Genomic DNA, 18,352 nt, shown 5'->3' with positions numbered 1-18,352 from the left:
CTCCTTAAAACCGACTGGAATTACTCTTGAATCCTATACTTTTCTATCATCCTCTTTGCAAAAGAAGTTAACTTCTCTTTTACTAATATTTTTTCCTTCCACCTGTCAGGGATAGCATTATAGCCATAGTACACCCCAGCCATTCCGCCAGTAATTGCGGCTATAGTGTCCGCATCTCCTCCAAGGTTGGCTGCTTCACATACAGCATCCTCAAAAGAAGAAGTGTTAATAAAACACCATAATGCACATATCAAGGTATCAAACACATATCCCGTTGGCTTCAGTTGGTCTTTTGATAACTGAAATACCTGCTTATATTCTGGATACTTTTCTATGTACTCTCTTATACAAGGCACTTTAGGCTTACCATTGAGATACTGGTAAACTAACAGGTTATAAAACTGGCAGGCATCTGTTGCTTTTTGGTCATAATGAGTAAGTACACTTTGTGAAGCAGTTATCTCCAGCATTTTTTCAACATCATTATAATATAATGCAACTGGCAAGCACCTCATAAGTGAACCATTCCCAGCACTCATACCACCTGTTGTCTGATGGGCGTAGTAGGCTGTTTTCATCCAATCATTGCTTCGCTTGTATTCATCAAGTGCAATTCGAATAATGTTGCCTATGTCCTTGGGTTTACTATCATACCATTCAATAAAGTGTTTTCCGATATCTTCGACAGGATTCTCTGGGTTATCCAGGATGCCTTCTGCCACAGCAATAGTCATCATTGTATCATCTGTTACTTCTCCAGGTTCTAAATTCCAACAACCTCCACCGATAATATCTTTTAAGTATCCATACTTTCTTTCAATCTCATCCTTTGACATGAATTCCAGCGTTCCGCCAAGGGCATCTCCACAGGCAACGCCAAAAAGCCCTCCGAGTATGCGTTCATATCTATCCATGAAACACACTTCCTTTAAACTCAGTATCTATGATTATTTATTTGTGCAAAAGTATTTTGCAATGCTGCATATTGCTTCATCAAATTTATATTTCCAATGCTCATTTGTATCCTCTTTACTGTTAAATGTAATTTCTTCTACCTTTTCTTCAAAAAGCAAAGTTAACCTATAGTCGCCATAATCATCTAAAGGACATTCATAAGTAACACTCTTAATTTTGTTTATATTAAAAAATTCCATAACTATTTGCTTATCCTCATTAATCCAGACATTAACAAATTTGTTGTTTTTTAAGATAAAATATAATTGTAAAGTCTGTTCATCAACAAATAAGTATTTTGGATAAAAATATAATATATCATTCTCATCAATTATTTGTGAAACTTTTTTAAACATACCTGCATATTTATGGGCAGTATTATTGCTGTAACGGTTGTTATAAAAGTAATCCTTAATTTCTTTAAAATCTACATTCATCTTAAATCCCTCCTACTTATTATGAGTTAGTAGCCTAAATATTGAATAATCTGTTTCCATATTTCTACAGCAACCCCGTATGCATCGCTAGTATTATTCCCTGTCATAAAATTCATTGTCATTTTTAACTTTAAACCTTTAGTTTTAGTTACTTCACATTCAATTACATCATTAAACGAATTATCGCTATCAATATTAAATCTCCCGTATGACAAATATATGTTTTGGCTTCCACCACCAAATAAATTATCGAGCCAAATCTTAACTGCATATTTCTCCATACCGTTTATATAGAATCTTATAATAGCCTTTTGATTGTGTATATTATCTTTTTCAAAATCAAAATTACTATTTTTTTGTCTGGTCTGCTCCGCAAAGTCAGATAAATAGGACAATATTTCAGCATAACTTTGTTTCATAAATTTATTTTTATCTAAATCTGTTATTTCTTTAAAATTAGGTATTATATCAGTAGTTCCATTTACTACTCTATCATAAATAATTTTCTTTGGTTCTAATTTTGGTTTTGCACCTACTTTAGGTACATCCATTACATCAACCTGAAAAATCCTATGTAGTAATTCATCAAACTTAATATCAAACTGGCCATCATCTGAAAAATCAATGAAATGAAAACCTTCCAGATAAAATGGAACGGCTTTTCTATAGTTTCCTTTATGTCTCATTATTAAGATTATTTTATCTAAATTATCTTTTATATAGCGTATTAACAAATTTGTCTCATACCCCACTCCACCTTGAAAAGTATCTGCTTTCTTAGCGTAGTTTTCAGTAAGAATAAGTAAGATATTATCACTATTTTTTATTTTTTCTACCATCATCCTATTCAAGTTAACAGTCTTGCTTTGTGTTTCAAATTTATCAATCGTTGCATCAACACCATTTTCCCTTAATTTAGCCGCTAAGAATGTTACCCAGTTTTCGTGTTCCTCACTATCCCAACTATAACTGATAAATACCGAAGGATGTTCTTTTGACATTTTTATCCCCTCATCCCTTTCAAGACTTTCATAAGAAACTTGATTTCTACCAAAGTTAAATAATCCTGCCTAATAACTAAGATAATTCAAATACTTATTATATTCTTCCAGCCTGCTCCTAATTAGCATGTCGTTCGGGTCTAAACGTATGGCATAATTAAAATAAGCCCTTGCCTTTCTAAAGTCTTTTCTCTGGTCATATGCATGACCAAGTTTTTTTACTATATAAAGCATTCCGGGTGTCTTTTTATTAATATCTTCCAGAATTTCAATTGATTTTTCCTGTTCATTATTTAAGCCATAAGCACATGCTAGTTTATATCTATAGTTCAAGTCATCTGGATTCCTTGATACCAATTTTTCATAAACTTTGACTGCTTCCTCATATCTTTTTAGTTCAAAAAATAATTTTCCTTTTAAGTATAAAAGGTTATCTTCTAAAGCCTCTCTTCTGACATCCTCTATCTCCTTAATATTTATGCCGTTTAACACATCCATACTGTCGAAATATCTACCCTGCAGAAAATATGTATAAGCAGTATGATATAGTATGTCAGCAGATTTATTTCCATTCTCATACTCCGTTTTTAGCAATAATTCTGCTTTATCAAATTCTTTATTCTTATAGTATCGGATTACTCTTTCTACCCAATCAGTATCCTCATATCTTACTTCAACCCGCTCATTGTAAAAAATAATATTGCTATTTCCATTCCTTAATACCTCTTCGAAATCCCTTTTTACTTCCCTCACATTCTGATATCTTTCTTCAGGGTTTCTTTTAAGTAATTTTATAATAATTTCTTCAACTAATTCGGGTATATTATCATTTATCTCCCTTGGTTTTGGGTAAGGCATATTATTAATTAATTGGTTGGCAGTTTCATGAGGAGTTCTTCCAGTTAAAAACTTGTATAAAAGCACTCCCAATGCATATATATCCGAGTTAAGGTACCTGCGGTTTGACCCAACCACTTCTGGAGCCATATAAGCCCAGGTGCCTCCACCATCAATTGTCTTTATAAATAAATCTTCTATCAATTTACTTGTACCAAAATCCGTTATTTTCACTATCTTCCCATCCGTTAGAATATTCTGAGGCTTTATATCCCCGTGGCAAATATGCTTTGAATGGATATACTCTACACCATCAAGTATCTGCAAAAATAATTTATAAATTTCTTCAAATGTCCTAGGACTCTTAAATCCCGTTTCACACAACTCATCAGACAGTTTATAACCTCTAAAATATTCCATTTCAATTAGAAAAACTCCATCTACCCGCCCCATCCAATATAGCGAAATAACATTTGGATGATGGCTATCGATAAATTCTTTACCTTCAGATAGAGTATTATCTCCCCGTTCCTGGTCTTTTGGTATTTTGAGTGCTACTATTTGCCTATATTCAAGATTTACCGCTTTCCATACATAACCAAAGGAACCTTCATCAATAAATTCCTTTAGCAAATACTTGTCTCCTATATTCATATCTACCTGTGGGCGAAAATTAACGGCTTTCTTTTTTCTCATTTTATCCAACCTCTACCCATTGATTTAAAATAAGATTATCTGCATTACCTGAAGCAACACACCGATATATTAAATACTTGGTTTTTAATGCATTAATTCCTCTGATATACATACCATCACTCTTTTTAAACCCATTATCCAATATGGATATATATTCTTCAATTTCTCCAGGATTTTTTCCAGCATAACTCCAATATATAAATAATATGATAGGGATATCCCCACCTAATTGATGATAAGCAATAAGCAAGTTCTCTATTTTCTCTTTGACTTTTAAGTCTTTTCTTCTATTCTTTTCATATCTTTCAAATTCACAAATCAATATAGGGCTATTATCTTCTTTTGAGTACCAAATAGAATCTGGCCTTACCTCATTAACCTTAACTTCGTAATTGGCTTGGCTTTCTGCAACCATTTGCCCATAATGACCTGTTTTCGGATACGGATATACAGGACATTCGGAAAGGGAAGTGACTCCTTCTATATATCTCCCTATAGCAGTTACATAATTAAGGCCAACAGTATGAACAGTTTCTGAATAGTCCCTTATACCAAATTGTGTCATCATGGGAAACAATTTGTTCCTAATATTTCCTGTTTTAAACTCTTCCTTTATAAAATCAATTATCTTTTCCCTATCCATTAAATGTACCCCACTCCTTAATAACTTCAGGGGATTCTCCACCATGTATAAGCGCTTTTGTTCCAACTTTTACTAACAGCGGTGCAGGTATTGACCTACCATTTATCAATGCTTCTCCCGTTGATAAAGATGGCAATTCTTCAATATCAGATGATGAAAACATATCTGAAGTTCTTGCAATAAACCTCTGGTCATCTGGATTCTTTAACCTCATTGTAATGATTGTATTACATTGCGATGTGACATCAGGGTCCAATTTCGATGGTCTTTGAGAAATAATTGCAAACCCTGTACCAAACTTCCTTCCTTCTGCCGCAATCTTCTTTATAATTTTTTTAGATATACTTGGAATCCCCGCAGGTGCAAAATTATGCCCCTCTTCATAAACAAGAAAACATGGCCTTATTTGTCTTTTTTTATCTGATGCTGCCCTCATAATCTCACTGGATATTAATGCTGTTATAATTTGTTTAGCATCATCAGATAAGCCTTGCAAGTCTATAATTACAAGTCTTCCCACATTATTTCCTTTTTCTCCGACCATCTTATAAATATCTGTCGGTTCACCAATAGCCCTTGTGTAAAAACTCTTCGCTTCATTTATCACTCGGGTTAATTTCATGGAAGCCACTGCTGCACTTCTATTGTTGAGCGCTTTGGCTTCACCTTCAGTCAAATTGTCCCAATTCTTTAGTTCCTCAAGTCCCTGTTCATCAGAGAGTAAATATGTTAAATCCTGAATATCCCTGGGCGGATGATTATATTTTGCTTTCCAATACCTGATTGCAACATCTAATACTCTTTCCTGGGCTTCTGTCAAACCGGGAAGAATGGAAGATAAGTCATCCATGTCGAATCTGTCGAATTGCAGGGCTAAGTGATAATTTTTCCCACTATACTTATAATCAAATGAATCAATCTGGGGAGTATATACTTTAATCCCTCCACCCGCCTTTATTAATTTTAAGAATTGTTCCTGAATTCTTTGAATACTCTTCTTTTCCCTCTCATCCTCAATAAAATCAAGATTGTTATTAAAATGTATCTCTCCCTTTTCAAATGCTTTTCCATATTCTCCATGAACGTCAAAAACTACTACTGTTCCATTCATTTCTGCTACAAGTCTCTCAATAATTCTGCCTACAGTATATGATTTCCCTGAACCTGTCATTGCCAGTACAGCCAAATGCTCTGTAACCAGTTTATTTACATCAAGATAAACAGGGACTATATTATTTCCCTTATCATATCCAATCAAATTACCTATGTTAATGCTTGTATTCTCATCAAACTTATAAAACTTTGACAAAAACTCATAGTCAACACCATATACCTTTTCCCCTGGGTTAAGGGGTCGCCTGGGTATTTTTATCTGCCCATAGTTATCCCTGTATCCTACCAGTTCTATGGTTCCAAATAAAGTCTCCCCAGTAACTTGTGCACCTGGTAGTATTTCAAGGGATGACAGCCCCTCCCCCATATTGGAGTTATATAGAATATTGCTTCTGGATATGGATACAATTCTCCCGAGAACATATGTATCCCCATCTTCTTCCGATTCTCTATGCTTGATTTTTACAAACTCTCCTCTTTTAGCAGAAAAACTGTTTTCGAGAGCAATCTTTAAATCATTAGGATTGCCTGTATTGCCGATAAGTTTGCCTATATATTTATCCACTGAAATCACCCCTCCTCCTTAATCCTCAAACACATTCAAATCTTCTTTCCAAATGCTCTCCAATGCCTCACTTTGGAGCATCTCCCTGGCTTGTGTTTTATAGTATTCTAAAATCACATTTTTCCCATTGTTTGTGGCCTCGACTGGCTTTAAAGCATATTTGGCATACCATAATGGCAGTGGCAGTGCTTTTTTTTGGTCAAATGCAATCAGGGATATAATTTGAGAAGCCAGTTTATCCAGCATTTCAGATGACCAATCTTTTACGCCCCCTAATACTTCTACCAAAAGTGGCGGTGTAGTGTTTCCCGCCTTAATATGCATGCCTATTAATCCAACATCTCGTAAAGTTTCAGGCTCCAGCCTGTTATCCTTATTTAAGCCATCATATTGAAATGCTGCTGTCCTTGTTCTTTTTACAAGGATACCTGTTAGAAGCCTTTTAATTCCTACATCTTGAATTTTAGGCATTAGTTCTTCCATCTTTTTAACTATGCTATTGTCCACATCATCTGGAATATAGATTAAATTATCCTCAGTCAGAGCATATATAATTGCACCAAACCTTTTTGTTCCTACTGATGCGATTTTAATTCCATTTTCATTAAATGGGTATACCATGTCCCTATATTTATCCCAGAAAAACTTAATGGTCTCCCTGCATTTATCATAAACTTCTATAGTATCCTTTCTATCTTCAAGGGGAGCATCCGAACGCTCAAGTACTAAAGGTACATCAACCAAAACAAGTTCGGGTTTTTCATCATCTTCCATTAAATCAGACAGGAGTTTATATACATTGATAATGTCTATAAACTTCAACTTTTTCTGATTATCCAGGTCATCTATCTCATCTACATCAACGATACTTTCCTGTCTTGTTTTATAAATAGAACCTTCATCTATAAGGATGTCCTGTCTTACTGCCCCAGCAACATATAACATTCCACCAAATGCACTGGAAGTCCTATTGGTTGCCGCAATACCTGATGCCTTGATAGTGAGAGGGGCTATTAATTCTATATTTCTAACCACCCCACTTTCCTTTAAGGCAGGGGCTATTTTATCAATAAACCGCATTTTGGATGATAACCTGGAAACTGTGGCTGGAAGACCTAATTGAATATTAGCCACTATGCTTTGGGATATTGGAGTACTATTTTCCTTAAATCCATCCATCTTCTTTTTCTCCCCTTTGTTTTACAGCATTGATAAAGGATTTCAATTTCCTTTCTTTAACTACAGTCATACCATTGCTCAACAATCCATTCTCGTTAATATATTGATTTGCTATCAGGTCTTGATATCCTTGCTTAGCAGTTTCTTCATCAATCAAAACTCCGAAATATTTATGAATTATACTTGACAGATGCTGACTTAAGTCAATACAAGCCCCTGTCAGGATAATCAAATAAACATGAATATCATCTAATATAAAATCTTTTGTTTCTACCAAGGGTCCTTGTTTAGCATCCTCAGCAAGGAGCAAGGAATTAAAAAGAGCCTTTAATTTATCTTCTAACTGAATCATTTTATAGTCCAATAACGGTAGGGTGACTACCGTTATCAGACCTGTTCCCGTATTCTTCCTGTAATGAATCCCAAATTTCTTCCCATTTTGTTGAAATACAACATCTTTTACAGTGGTATCAATCAAAAAGCCTATCGGAATTCCCTCATAATTATCATCTGTTCTACTTATTCTTATATCTACCGATGAGTGAAGGATTTCCTTTAAATTCATTTCGGCCCAGGAAGGTGTAAGTATTAACTGGTTTTTATTATCCTCCAGCCATGTATTAAGTAGGTCTAACTGTTGTTTGCCCAGTTTACTTAATAGAATTCCAGGCAGAACTAAAACCCCAGTTTGCAGTGAATTCATCTGGGCTACCTGGCAGTTATAAAAATCCTTAAGAAGCCTGTATTCTGTTCTATTCTTATATTCATCTAATATTTGAATAACCATCACAGTACCTCAACCTTTGTCCGAATGAGTTTCACCGATTCTAACTCACGCTTTTCCTCAAGGTAGTCATCCCAATTAATATCTCCATTCTTTTCTACTACCTGCTTAAAGAAACTAAAGGTAGTTTTCCTAATCAATGGTGAGTTCTTAAAGAATGATTCACCTTCACTTGCAAGCAAAATCATTTTATTCTGTATCGCTTCTTTTGTGGCAACATAAGTTTCCTCTTTTGGGTACTCTTCCATATTTATTTGTGCAGATACGGGAGGTTTACCCTGTATTCTACATATTTTATCCATAGTACTTATCAGCAAATTATCATAAAACTCATTCTTCTTTGTCCTTGCTAAATTCATTACATTTGTTTTATAACCTTCAATAAGCCCTACATACTGCTGCATATCTTCTACACTCTTTTTAAGAAGCGCCAAAAAGTCATCAGGCTTACTCAGCATAACAGGCTCGTTATCTTCAATCTCCTGTTCAAGACCGCCGTTAACAAATAACTCTATTTCCTTAATACAGTTGCTTAAATTCTTCACCTCGGTATGATTCCTTAATTTTTCTGGTGCATTTGAAAAATAATCAACCCACCTTTTGCTTTCAGGTAATTTCTTATAACAGTCAATGATAGAAGTAAAATTCTTATAAATAGCCTTATACTCACCTATTATTCCTCTATCATTAGCCCACTTTAATTCATTGTTTTCAATAGGCTCTAATCCACAGGCATCAAGAATATCTTCAATTCGCTTATATGCTCCACTAAAATCTCCATCTTTTAACTTGTATGCTAATGTATTTATATAGGAAACCATAGTCCCTGTACCTGATATAGTCATCTTTTCATAATCAGTTGAGTTCTCCAGTTCATTACAATACTTTTGCAGTATATTCGTTATCGGAGAAATAGGAAGCATGAATCCGCCATACTCACAATTTTTCTTGATTTCTGCAATTTTATCCGTAATGCTCTTTACTGCTGGGTCCTTTAAGGTATTAATATAGTCTATAAACAATCTTATATGCCTTACCCTAAACCACAAAGGCTTCTCCTTATCATCAATTTTAATATCCTTTATGATGTTTGGATTATAGGTTTTGATGTTATTCCATCCATCACTGTCATATACTTGGTAGCAAATGCCAAGGAATTTCTCAATCTTCGAAATAACATCTCTGAAGTTTTCCATATTCTTATTATCTTTTTCTGATAACTTATCAACATTAATGCTGTCCTTAATTTTTTCAGCCTCTTGAAGTTGTACTTTATAATAAGGTACCTGATTCTTCTCAAGGACATCCAAATAAGGACCGTTTATAACCTTCTTCATGCTGTCAATTTCTTTCTTGCAGTCATCTTCCAGCCATTTTTTAACTACAGAATACCTGCCGTCCAACTCATAATTGGATATTCTCTCAATAAAACCGTCCTTGGTTTTTAGCAAAAGATTTAGCCCCATCATAAACTCTATCCACTGTTCTAGAATGCGTTTCGGCTTTACCTCGTGTATAAGGCTGAAGAAAAATTTATTGCCGTAATCAGCCATGGATTTGTTGCTGTTTCCATTAAACTTCAGTATTCTGTTCATACAGGCTGGTATATTTATGCTGTATCTATTTTCATCCTCATGAATGAATAAACCTGTTTCCTTATATCCTTTTCCCTCATTCATTCTGCCTATGGCAGTTGATTTTAGAACGTTCTTTAACTCTGTATATTCTGCATCGGGCAGCCGCAAATCTTTTTTACTGCCAAGTTCTTCAAAATCAAGGTTGTGAATGAGCATCCTCTTGTAAGCCTTTGCTATAAGCGCTATTTGCCTTTCTTCATGCTTTTTATAAATAATGGGTCTTAATATCCAGCCTTCTTCATCTAATTTTTCAAACCATTCTCTTGCCTTTAAGTTAAAATGGTCCCTGATTTTTCTGATTCTATCCCTAAAGGTTGAAGTAATAACATTCCTGTTCTCCCTTATATCCAATATGTCCTTATCTATGGACATGACCTCTAAAATATCCTTTTGAAGTCTGGTTATATTGACAAATATCAAGCACTTGCCAATACCTTCATACTTTTCTTTTACAAATTTATCGGTGTACTCTGCACTAATAACAGAATCAGAGATTACAATAACAGGATGAACCCCTTCTTTTAAAAGTCTGCTATCTAACAGTGCATCTTTTAATCTATCTTCATCCTTGCCCCAGATAATATCTACTATTTTAGCCTCATGAACATCAAGGTAAGGTCCTCCTTCTACCTTTGTCCTTACACATTCAACTCCATTAATAGTATAGAAACTTTCCTCTGGATAGTTTATTTCCAACGCCCTGCAGGCACCTGAAAGAACCCTTTTTACTTCCTCTTTTCTATTCTTGCTTCTTTCTTTTATTAGTTCTTCAATCTCCCTATTTTTTTCAGTATCCGGAACATAGCCAAAATCATCTTTTTCTACTCTATACCTTTTATCAAGGCGGCTTAAATAGGCAAAGTTTGGTCCGATATATTCTGCTTCTTTTATATCTTCTTTTTCTATTTTTTCAAGGATATATCCATAGATATATCTTGCTGATTCTTCAATATCATCCTTCGGATACAACATCCTGACCTGGTCTAAAAATGTTTCTTCTTCCTTCCCCACAATATACTCATTTTCTTTTACATTGAGAGAAAAAGTTTTCAGACTTCTCAAAAGTATGCCTAAATCAAAACTGCTACCGAAATTATTAACGAATATATCTCCCGTTTCTCTTTTGTAGCCTTGAGAATTGAGGTAAACCGCCAAATCATCCTTTTCTAATTTCACACAGTAAAACTCTTTGAATAACTTTTCGCCATCTTCTGCCTTTGCATCCATCATGGCATTTATTTCTTCCGCAGAATAGTTTGTTTTCTTCTTGGGGATTTGCTCTAAAAGAGCATGCTTAATAGTCTGCCTGAATCTGTCATCACACTGAATGTAATCAAAAGCAGGTTTATCAATCAAACTTTCTTTGAAACGGTTGCTGGAGTTTAATATGGTTTCAAAGATATGTCCCGTATCCTTTTTGACAGAACTATCCTCCATCTTTTGGTCTACATTATGCATAATAACGTTAAACCAGCCAAAATTACCTCCTGCTATGGTATAGGCTGCTTCTATCAGCCCTTTTGGATAATCGGGTATCATACCCTTCTTGTTAAGATAAGCGATATAATCCGATATATCTGCAAAGGAATTCTGAAGCATTTCATACATTTCCGTTCTTCTGTCTAAAGCACCTATCCCCTGGATACTTCCTCCTATAACTGTAGAGCACAAAAGAAGATAGGAAACCTCTGGATATTTCTTTCTCGGGTCTTCATGTTTTATAGCACTTGTAATTACCTGAATTGCTTCTCCATCTATTTTGTTTACCAGTTCCTTCTCTTTTTCAATTCCATACTTTGCAATTTCCCCCGCTGTTTCTAATTCATCGCAGACAATAAGAAAATGTTCAATACCGAATTGTTTAACATACTCCATTCCTTTTCGGGTTAGTTCATCCAATTTTTCTTTGTTTATAACCAGTTCATTTAAATTTACCCTGTCTACTTGCAGTAAATCTCCAAGGATGCTTCTATCAAACCCTACAGGAAATAAGGCATCTTGAATGGCTTCCATAATCATTCCTTGAATGCTTCCATCGGATTCTCTGCTTAAATAGGACAGCGCTGTATAAATGCCATAAGCCACCCAATTATCCCCAATTAAATCAGGATGGCACATTTGGGAATACCTTATGTATAACGGGAGAACTTTATCTTCGAAATTCGGATTAAAAATTCTCACTTCCTTTTGTACGCCATCTTCATTAACAATCCAACCTTTGTCCATACCAAGGGGTTCTGAAATAAGTTCGAAACCGATACGGGATTTACCTACACCCCACTTTGAAATGAGTGGGAAAATAGTTGCCATCCCTGCACTTTTCATAGTCTTCGTAAAGCCTTTAAAAATTTCGTAAAACTCTTTCTGCCCTACCATCGGCTGATTTAAAGGAAAATCACTGGTACCGAAAGGAGCCCATATAAACATATCCATCCCTCCTAATCTCTAATCTCCAACTTAATTAATTGATAATCTTTTTTCCCCAGCAAGCCCCTGCCGTGCCTGGGTTGTCCCTGCTCATGGTCTTTAATTATAAACTTTCCTTTGTTTATGCCTGTAACAAAGTAATGGTCAATCCATTGTTCTTCTGCCATGCTATTTTCACTGTCAATCTTCTTTTTCAATATGGAACCTACTATTCCTATTGGGAAAAATCCCCTTGCATCCGAGTATTCTTTAATTAATTTATGTAGTATTTCTATATCATCCATATCGGCTTCATTTACTAAACTTTCATATACATCAATGCCAGCATCCTCTTTTATCTTATGTTTATCTAAGACGTACCTTCTATCTTCGCTTTCAACAATCCAACCTAAATAGTCAAACAACAGCATTGGTATTTTTAAATAAGTACTCATGGAGCCTAAAGAAGGATAATCTTTATTAACGCCCCTAAATTCTATTTCTTCCCCATCACCAATATCAAGTTCCTTTCTCCAGAAATCACCTAATATCTTTGATTGATTCTCCTTCATTAAACTATTAATGTTCATTTCATCGGGCTTACTGCTGAAAACATAAAACTTCTTGTCATTTAGGGTTATATAAGCCTTTGCGAAGTTTTCCATATATCCTTTTTCAAAATAGAGATATCCTCCATTTAGCATTGCATAAGCAATGGTCCTAATTCTTATGGAATACTTTAATAATTGACTTCCCAATACCTTTTCCCATTCCTCATTATGTTTAAATCTTTCTACCAGTTCAGTAGCACCCCCTGTAAGTTCATATCCTCCTTCAATTTCCTTTATAAAGTTACATCCAACGATAGTTAAAGAGTCTTTATCTTTTTCTGCACCAAAAAGGCCATATACCTCATCAGCATTGACAATTCTTCCGCTCTCGTCAACCTTATAGCCAAGATAATCCCTGGCTATATCTTTTTTACTGCTGCAGGGTATTTTCTTTGGTAAAGATTTTAAAATTTCTGCCCATCTTTCTATATTGGATGCTTTTACCCAAAATCTGTCCGTACCTATTTTTATAATCATAATGTATTCCTCAACTTTTCTACATAATCTTTAAGGGTGCTTTTAAACTTTCTGGAGCGGTTTTTTATAATAATATCCTTTGAGTATATCAGGTCTTTAAACTTTTCATTAAGGACATATTCCCCATCTTTAAAATCAATTTTCTGCTCATCCATCATATCAAAAACCACCTTGTCTACTTCAGGAGCCTTATCTGGGAAAAGGTACATATCATTTTCCATGCAAAACTCATATACAAAATCATTAAGTCTTCCTACCCTAACTTCCCTGCCCTTTGTATTAAAAATGTAAAAGTCTAAAGGCTGGGTTGCATAATAGTTGGTGTGGTCTGTAGGTCTTATAGATAATCCTTCAAAACCAGCAGTCTGATATTCAAGGGCTACCATTAATAATATTGTTAAAAATGATTTCCATGGGTAAGAAAGGACTTCCGCTACTTTCTCTTCCACTGGAAAATCCTTATATTCATAGGGAGTAAAGGTATATTTGTCTTTATCCTTTAACTTCGGGAGATTTACAGATGAAGTTATCCTCCTGCCCTGCACCCATATTTCATTAGGATTATTACCCATCGGTGATAACTCCACATCCTCTGTATCCTCCGCCAACTGCATGGTTTTTAGTTTTCTAAGGATTGAAGGATATTGAGGATAACCATTAAATACAGCCTGATAAAAGGACTTTATTTCTTCCGTTTCTTCTATATCTCTATCCTTAATGTTTAACATAGTTTCAGCAAATTCAGGGATGCTGTCTATAAACTCATATAAGGCTTTGCTGTCTCCCCTCTGACCTATAATACAAGCCTCTTCGTATACTTTTTTCAGCAACTTATGTAAAAGAGGTGGATAGAAACATAGAAGGGATGTTATAAAGTCTTCTCTGTTTACTTTACCACTGAATCTAATCCATTTTTTTGTGATAACCAGCCTGTCCTCTATGAGCCTAATAAAGTTTTGGTCAATAAGGTATTGTAATTCTAGATTGTTTTTTGTTTCCCCGTAATCATACAGGCTGTTTAAATTTTTAACTAACTCATTTATATTTATCAAAGGTCTCACCTGCCTTTGTCTTAAAACTTTAACTATTCGCCTTCACTTTTGACATATCAAAGTTACCCTCAATTAGGTCTTCTACATCTTGCTTGGCTTCTTCAATTAGTTTTTTTGATGTATAAATATTATCAATTATTCTTCTATAATTCTCTGTAATTTTATTAATTTGATTTTCAGAATACATTGGAATAAATACTTTTACAACATCATCTTCATTAATAGTAGGGTAAGTTGAACCTGCACAATAACGTTCAAATTGAATTCCTACAAAATTTGTTCTTAATACAGCAGTTAAAAATTCTACTGGAACTTTACCCTTTGATTGTAAAACTGCAAACCCACCTGTACATATAGCATTATCATATTCTTTTGTAACAATTGATATTGCCTTCCTCGTAGGTCTAACAAGAGATACCAAAATATCTCCTTCTTTCACTTGGTATTTTGCGCTTGTTGGAATCTCTTCAGGACGCAACTCTTCTACTTCATCAATTGTACCAAAACTATTATTAATACTACTTATCTCGATATATTTATTTATATTTCCTGTTTGATATCTTATTTTAGTTATTCTTACATATTTTTCTAACCTTACCTTGTTGTTACCTAATTTTTCAATTGTCGATATATACTTCTTCTGGTAAAAATTTGGGTCAATTCTATCTTCTATATTAATTTCGTTAGTCCAATTTATTTTTGAATCATAAATATTATATACTTTATCAGTTTCTTCTTTTAGTAACATGTCCACTTCTAGCAATATATCAATTTCCTTCTGTAAGGTTTTCGCTTCTTCTCTCAACTCTTCTGCTTTTCTAACTTTATCTCCAATATATTTTTGAATATCATAGTCTGGAATAGGAACTAATATTTCACCGGTATCTTCTAGTCTTATATTAGGTTGTGCAACTCCAGTAGAATATCTAAATAATTGACTTCTCCCATATTGTGTATTTATAAAGGTTGCAATGTAAAAAGAATCAAATGCATCTTTTATTTCTAACTGTGCAATTCTTCGATTAGTTATACACTTTTTAATATTCTTAGAAATAGGCACCGCTTTTCCTAAAGTTACACCTGTTAAACCAAAAATAACAGTATTAGGTTTTAAAGTAAATTCCTTTAAATTCTCATATATATCAATAGGTATCTTAACTGTATTACTAAAATCAATAATAAAATCATCTATATCTGACATTCTTATTACATCAATACCATCATAACTAAAATCTTTACTGTCTGTTTGCGGCTCTGACCTTTTTGCTTTTACTAAATCATCTAACTTTCTATAAGATACTTTTGTTAACTTTTCGACAACACGAATTTGATTTATAGAATAAAAATCATAATCAATCCTATCCTCTAACAATTTACTATTAATCCATATAATCTCCGGTTTATTTTGTACTATTTGATATTTCAAATCTCTTACCACCTTTACTCGATATCATCCGGTATACCCTTCTTATAAGCCTCGACAATCTTTAATAAGTCGTTATGGTCATCACCTAACTGTACCTCTACATTCTGTTTTACAGTAAATCCTACTTCATCTGCTACCGCCATAAATACTGGACCCTGTTTTTCTCCTGGATGTTCCTTCTTCTTTAAGTATAGCAAAGATGTCTTTGCACCTGCTCCTGAAAGGGCAAAAGTTTCCTGCGGAAGGCTTATAACCGCCTTTAATATTGCCTTTCCACCTTCAAATTCCCCTGTAACAGGGTTCTTTTTACCCATAATATATTCACGGACATATTTATCCCCTGAGTTTGAAAGAATTCCGTCTGGTACAACTATCATGAGTAGCCCACCTGGTTTTAACAGTTGAAGATTTCTATCAATAAATAACACTGCTGGGTCTACCGAATTTACTTCTTTCCACTTACCTCTGCTGTCTGGCTTTGACCCGAGAGATAGACCATAAGGACTCATTCTGTTTTGTCCATCTTCATCTATGTCAGAAGAATAATATTTGATAATTTCAGCACCTTCAGGGTTTTCAACAGTGGTATTCCCCTTCTTAATCGTTTTTGAAATTCCAGTTTTTGAAAATGGGGGATTTGTAAGGATTGCATCAAATGTCCCTGGTTTAAGACGTGTATTCATAAGAGAATTTCTTGTTTGGAAAATAGGGCACTTAGGTGCTCCATGCAGTGCCATATTGATTCTTGCCTTGAGAACCATTCCTGGAGCATTATCCGCACCTATAAAACAGTGTTCCTTCATTTGTTCAAAAAGTTCTTCATACTGCTTCTTGTCTCCTGTCAATTTGTTTAGAAGGTAGTGCTCTATCTTCTGAAGCATCTTTATTAAAAATCCTGCCGAACCACAGCACAAATCACCTATGCGGAGGGTAGGTATTCCTGTTTTGGGGTCTTTACCTATTAGTTTTGCTGCCCCGTCTTTGGTAAGGTCGTGTAAAACAATTTCTGCTGCTGCTTCCGTTACCTGTCTTGGGGTAAGATAGATACCCATACCGCCTTTATTCTCAAACTTTCCACGAAGCAGTACATCAAAAACCCTGCCCAATACATCCCCTGTTAAATCCCTTAAAGTGGCAGGTCTCTCTACATCGTCAATTTTTATCGGTCCTAAATCCTGGAGAGCCTTTAAAACAGCAATATAGATGTTTGGATTCTCCAGTTTTATATATTCATCTGCACTAAATATGTTTGCCTTTTCCCCATTATCCAAAATAGCAACATAATCTGCATGGTCTTTTATTTCTTTAAAGGCTTCCCTTATCTCCTGGACTGCCTTATCCTTATGTTTTTCTACATATTCGTATCTATATATTTCGTTAAATAGTTTCCCTGTTACATTACCCTTAGTTAATCTATATTCAGGGTGATAAAGCCTGAAGGTCTCCAAAAAAATAAGTTTACTGAATTCATCGATTACATCATTGGAGTTATTTACATGGTCCTTCATTCCATAAATCATTTCATGGAGTCCATCAAATTTCTCTTGTAACTCTTGATATTTTCTTATTGACCATTTGTCTCTATCAGTAAGTTGCCTTTTGCCTGAGTACAATTTGTTTTCATCTTCAAAGACCGATGGAATTTCAGAAACAGCCTTTTCTTCTTCCACAAGGACATAGGCATTGCTTGTACCGTTTGTAATCCAAGCATATGTAGAAATAGGGTCCGTTGCCATCGCTTCAAATGTTATGGCAGTAACCAGTTCTGGTTTCAACTGTTCTTCATCTACTTTTTTTACATATACATATACATCTTTATGACTGGCTATAAAGGTAGCATCATCAATATCCTTTATTTCCTCGTAACCAAGTTTTTTGATTTTATCCTTTAGTTCCTGCATAAAAAATTCCTCCTTAATTTTTTGCTCTCATTAAAACAGCCCCATTGGGATGAAGTTTATACTTCCCGCTTTGCTCTGCAATTTTTGATATCTCTTCTGCACTGACTGTAATATCATTTGGTATATACTCCATAATTTTTTTTATAGGTGCAACAGGTTTACCATCCATTACTTTATCCACTATGTCCAATATAATAGTATTTAGATTATTTCCTCCAACACTGTATAAATCCCCTGTCTTTTTAATATTACTATCCATAAGAAGAAACAGTTGTAATTGTGCTTTATTCCATTTCACTCCAGACTCTTTTAACCTTTGGTGTAATTCTTCAACAGACTTAGGGGTTTTCAGTTGTTCATATATTATTTCTACCAACAGCGTCCACCTCCATTAATGTTCCTTATCTTTTGGTGGACACGGGTCATTTCCATAACTATCTTTACTCCTGATTTTGCCGTCTCTTCCTTGGATAATCAATTCCGATTTCTGGTTTTGGGCAATTCCTTTTGCTACATTTATTGCTTGTTTTTGAGTATCAGTAACTTTAGTTGCTCTTTCGTTGCCTTCACCTTTAACAGCCCATTTGTCGCCATGTCTTACAACCCATTGATTTTTACCCATATATAACACCT

Annotated in this window: 15 protein-coding genes; all 15 read right to left on the bottom strand. The window is 34.6% G+C overall.

The annotated features are described in order from the left end of the window. Nucleotides 1-20: 20 nt before the first annotated feature. The 15 genes from ACSVDI_RS05915 to ACSVDI_RS05845 all read right to left on the bottom strand — a co-directional run bounded on the left by ACSVDI_RS05915 (nt 21) and on the right by ACSVDI_RS05845 (nt 18,341). Nucleotides 21-914: an ADP-ribosylglycohydrolase family protein gene (locus ACSVDI_RS05915; protein WP_457945386.1), complete on the bottom strand. Its 894-nt coding sequence runs from the start codon at nt 912-914 to the stop codon at nt 21-23. A 33-nt stretch (nt 915-947) separates the two neighbouring features. Further along, nucleotides 948-1,391, bottom strand: a complete 444-nt coding sequence (locus ACSVDI_RS05910) for a DUF3908 family protein (RefSeq protein WP_457945385.1) — start codon at nt 1,389-1,391, stop codon at nt 948-950. Between the two features lie 26 nt (nt 1,392-1,417). Beyond that, nucleotides 1,418-2,392 (bottom strand): toll/interleukin-1 receptor domain-containing protein, encoded by a 975-nt coding sequence (locus ACSVDI_RS05905; RefSeq protein ID WP_457945384.1) that lies wholly within the window; start codon nt 2,390-2,392, stop codon nt 1,418-1,420. A gap of 69 nt (nt 2,393-2,461) precedes the next feature. Beyond that, nucleotides 2,462-3,925 (bottom strand): protein kinase domain-containing protein, encoded by a 1,464-nt coding sequence (locus ACSVDI_RS05900; protein WP_457945383.1) that lies wholly within the window; start codon nt 3,923-3,925, stop codon nt 2,462-2,464. 1 nt (nt 3,926) lies between these two features. Then, nucleotides 3,927-4,568, bottom strand: a complete 642-nt coding sequence (locus ACSVDI_RS05895; protein WP_457945382.1) for a hypothetical protein — start codon at nt 4,566-4,568, stop codon at nt 3,927-3,929. After that, nucleotides 4,561-6,246 carry a helicase HerA domain-containing protein gene (locus tag ACSVDI_RS05890; protein WP_457945381.1) on the bottom strand — a complete coding sequence of 562 codons (1,686 nt, stop codon included), beginning with the start codon at nt 6,244-6,246 and terminating at the stop codon, nt 4,561-4,563. The genes ACSVDI_RS05895 and ACSVDI_RS05890 overlap by 8 nt, the downstream gene beginning before the upstream one ends. A gap of 18 nt (nt 6,247-6,264) precedes the next feature. Further along, complete coding sequence (locus ACSVDI_RS05885; RefSeq protein WP_457945380.1) at nt 6,265-7,425, bottom strand: hypothetical protein; 1,161 nt, start codon at nt 7,423-7,425, stop codon at nt 6,265-6,267. Then, nucleotides 7,412-8,212, bottom strand: a complete 801-nt coding sequence (locus ACSVDI_RS05880) for a hypothetical protein (RefSeq protein ID WP_457945604.1) — start codon at nt 8,210-8,212, stop codon at nt 7,412-7,414. Before ACSVDI_RS05880 ends, ACSVDI_RS05885 begins: the two co-directional genes overlap by 14 nt. Further along, nucleotides 8,212-12,273 (bottom strand): hypothetical protein, encoded by a 4,062-nt coding sequence (locus tag ACSVDI_RS05875; RefSeq protein WP_457945379.1) that lies wholly within the window; start codon nt 12,271-12,273, stop codon nt 8,212-8,214. The genes ACSVDI_RS05880 and ACSVDI_RS05875 overlap by 1 nt, the downstream gene beginning before the upstream one ends. 11 nt (nt 12,274-12,284) lie before the next feature. Then, nucleotides 12,285-13,340: a hypothetical protein gene (locus ACSVDI_RS05870; RefSeq protein ID WP_457945378.1), complete on the bottom strand. Its 1,056-nt coding sequence runs from the start codon at nt 13,338-13,340 to the stop codon at nt 12,285-12,287. Next, entirely contained in the window at nt 13,337-14,392 is a 1,056-nt protein-coding gene (locus ACSVDI_RS05865; RefSeq protein WP_457945377.1) for a hypothetical protein, read from the bottom strand. The genes ACSVDI_RS05870 and ACSVDI_RS05865 overlap by 4 nt, the downstream gene beginning before the upstream one ends. A 28-nt stretch (nt 14,393-14,420) precedes the next feature. Further along, complete coding sequence (locus ACSVDI_RS05860; protein WP_457945376.1) at nt 14,421-15,818, bottom strand: restriction endonuclease subunit S; 1,398 nt, start codon at nt 15,816-15,818, stop codon at nt 14,421-14,423. A gap of 14 nt (nt 15,819-15,832) precedes the next feature. Then, nucleotides 15,833-17,719 carry an HsdM family class I SAM-dependent methyltransferase gene (locus tag ACSVDI_RS05855; RefSeq protein WP_434565055.1) on the bottom strand — a complete coding sequence of 629 codons (1,887 nt, stop codon included), beginning with the start codon at nt 17,717-17,719 and terminating at the stop codon, nt 15,833-15,835. Between the two features lie 13 nt (nt 17,720-17,732). Beyond that, nucleotides 17,733-18,095 (bottom strand): hypothetical protein, encoded by a 363-nt coding sequence (locus ACSVDI_RS05850; RefSeq protein WP_034835531.1) that lies wholly within the window; start codon nt 18,093-18,095, stop codon nt 17,733-17,735. A 15-nt stretch (nt 18,096-18,110) separates the two neighbouring features. Further along, nucleotides 18,111-18,341, bottom strand: coding sequence for a DUF2188 domain-containing protein (locus ACSVDI_RS05845; protein ID WP_034835528.1), 231 nt, complete (start codon nt 18,339-18,341; stop codon nt 18,111-18,113). Between the last annotated feature and the right edge of the window lie 11 nt (nt 18,342-18,352).

This window comes from Caproiciproducens sp. LBM24188, assembly GCF_054130445.1.
The sequence above is the reverse complement of the archived record's forward strand: the minus strand, read 5'-3'. Positions and strand labels throughout refer to the sequence as shown.

Excerpts from the sequence above, each read along its gene's own strand:
- ACSVDI_RS05915 (WP_457945386.1), bottom strand. The coding sequence starts at position 914 with ATGGATAGATATGAACGCATACTCGGAGGGCTTTTTGGCGTTGCCTGT.
- ACSVDI_RS05870 (WP_457945378.1), bottom strand. The coding sequence starts at position 13,340 with ATGATTATAAAAATAGGTACGGACAGATTTTGGGTAAAAGCATCCAAT.
- ACSVDI_RS05875 (WP_457945379.1), bottom strand. The coding sequence starts at position 12,273 with ATGTTTATATGGGCTCCTTTCGGTACCAGTGATTTTCCTTTAAATCAG.
- ACSVDI_RS05895 (WP_457945382.1), bottom strand. The coding sequence starts at position 4,568 with ATGGATAGGGAAAAGATAATTGATTTTATAAAGGAAGAGTTTAAAACA.
- ACSVDI_RS05905 (WP_457945384.1), bottom strand. The coding sequence starts at position 2,392 with ATGTCAAAAGAACATCCTTCGGTATTTATCAGTTATAGTTGGGATAGT.
- ACSVDI_RS05880 (WP_457945604.1), bottom strand. The coding sequence starts at position 8,212 with ATGGTTATTCAAATATTAGATGAATATAAGAATAGAACAGAATACAGG.
- ACSVDI_RS05910 (WP_457945385.1), bottom strand. The coding sequence starts at position 1,391 with ATGAATGTAGATTTTAAAGAAATTAAGGATTACTTTTATAACAACCGT.
- ACSVDI_RS05855 (WP_434565055.1), bottom strand. The coding sequence starts at position 17,719 with ATGCAGGAACTAAAGGATAAAATCAAAAAACTTGGTTACGAGGAAATA.
- ACSVDI_RS05900 (WP_457945383.1), bottom strand. The coding sequence starts at position 3,925 with ATGAGAAAAAAGAAAGCCGTTAATTTTCGCCCACAGGTAGATATGAAT.
- ACSVDI_RS05845 (WP_034835528.1), bottom strand. The coding sequence starts at position 18,341 with ATGGGTAAAAATCAATGGGTTGTAAGACATGGCGACAAATGGGCTGTT.
- ACSVDI_RS05885 (WP_457945380.1), bottom strand. The coding sequence starts at position 7,425 with ATGGATGGATTTAAGGAAAATAGTACTCCAATATCCCAAAGCATAGTG.